The following is a 1,843-nucleotide window of genomic DNA, read 5'->3' as shown; positions in this document are numbered from 1 at the left end:
AAAGATTTCATTCTAGCATTGGCTATAAAAAGCCCATGAATGTTTATTTAGAGGCATTGAAAAATGCTGCTTAATAATAGGAAGCAAAATTCTCAAAATTTTGTCTTGATTTTTCAGTCCACTATACCAAAATAGTCATGACGTGCCAAAAGAAATTGAACACAATGATAATCATAATCATATTAATAATGGAGAACTTTGAAGAGTAGGTGTTAAAAAATGCTAGTTATCCTTGTTAGAAGCGGTAGTATTTCTCTCAGGCAAATCTCGCAAATATAGATAGTGATGATGAAAATGTCTAATATTTATTTCTGCATAATCTTCGCCTAAAACCTTACGGTATTTTCTATAGCATAGGTTTCACAACTGCTTTGATTATTTTGTGCCATACTTAATTTGTAACAGGGCTTTTTAATTATGTATTTTTAAATAGTTTATAAGCTCTAATTTATTTAGCATATTGTTATTGGTATGCCAATAGTCTTTAGCTTTCTTGATTGCGTCTCCTATAGCCTTGCCCGCAATGTTAAGATTTTGCAAATCCCTACCGTTAAGTGGGAAAACAAAATCATCACCATTTAATACTTCATGTAAATATTTCTTATACCCATTAATTTCAGTGATATTATTCGCTACAAATAAAAATCTTAAATACAAATCTTTGCCATATTCGTACCAATACTTATAGTGGTGATAATTTGTAAATTTTTGTTGGTTAGTAAATGAAGTAAGGCAATTGAGTTCTTTATATTCCCTGTTGGAGAGTTGTAGATTATTCTTTAGTTGAGTAATTTTATTAGCATTTTGTGTGGTGCTTAAGTTACATAATATAGCTAAATTCACCAGTGGATCATCAATTTTAAAGTTAATTCTTTGAAGTAATTTGCTGCTAATGGTAATTGAAGATAGTCCAATATAATGAAAAATATTTTCGTCTATTAGCTTTATAATTACTTCTTTGGCAAATTGAGATGCAAGTAATTTTAGCAACTCCCTCCTAATTCTTTCCTTGGATATGTATTCCAAATTTGGGATATTTTTTATAGAGGCTTTATAGCTTGCATCATCTATGTTTTTTAAACCAAAATAGCCCAAAAATCTTAAATAGCGTAATATTCTTAAATAATCTTCCTCAATTCTCTTGGTTGTATTTCCAACAAACCTAACCTTTTTTTGCTCTAAATCTTCCTGACCATCAAAATAATCATATAGCTCTCCATTTGGAGTTATTGACATAGCGTTCATTGTAAAATCTCTTCTTGCAGCATCTTCCTTCCAGTCATTTGTAAATTGAACCTCTGCATGTCGACCAAAACATTTAACATCTTTTCTTAATGTAGTTATTTCAAAATTAAATCCGTTAATCACTACCAAAACAGTCCCATGCTCCACTCCAATTGGAAAAACTTCAATATTGTTTCTTTGGAATATTTTTATTATTATTTCAGGAGCTAAATTTGTTGCAATATCAAAATCTACTGGCGCTTTGTTTATTAAATAATCTCTTACACACCCGCCAACTAGTCTGCACTCTCCTTCTGCCTCAAAAATAATATCAAATATTGTATTTAATTCTTTGGGAAAATTTAAATTTAATTTAACTGCATTCATGGAATAAATAACTAATGGCACCTAAAACTATCAGGCCACAAATCAATGGTCAAGATACTACTGCATTTAAAATTTTGTATTAGTCAGGGAATAAGGTTTTATAAAGGAAGCATAAATATTAGATAGCGTTAAGCAACTTTTAGAATCAACTCATTGTCAATATTTGCTTCATAAAGATTCCACTCATTAGAGGACATAGTCGCTTTAATCTGCAAAACATTGCGTGCATTCT

At 30.2% G+C, this 1,843-nt stretch carries 1 protein-coding gene; it reads right to left on the bottom strand.

Features of this window, described 5'->3' with window-relative positions:
* Nucleotides 1–411: 411 nt before the first annotated feature.
* A complete protein-coding gene (locus tag L8D11_RS05160) occupies nucleotides 412–1,611 on the bottom strand; it encodes a CCA tRNA nucleotidyltransferase (protein WP_236870600.1) in 1,200 nt (399 codons plus the stop codon).
* Nucleotides 1,612–1,843: the final 232 nt, after the last annotated feature.

This window comes from Candidatus Bandiella numerosa (genome assembly GCF_021811875.1).
Taxonomy (GTDB): Bacteria; Pseudomonadota; Alphaproteobacteria; order Rickettsiales; family Midichloriaceae; genus Aquirickettsia; species Aquirickettsia numerosa_A.
This window is presented reverse-complemented; position numbering and strand designations above follow the sequence as displayed.

Bases quoted from the DNA above. Each gene is read 5' to 3' on its own strand.
- L8D11_RS05160 (WP_236870600.1), bottom strand. From the start codon at position 1,611: ATGAATGCAGTTAAATTAAATTTAAATTTTCCCAAAGAATTAAATACA.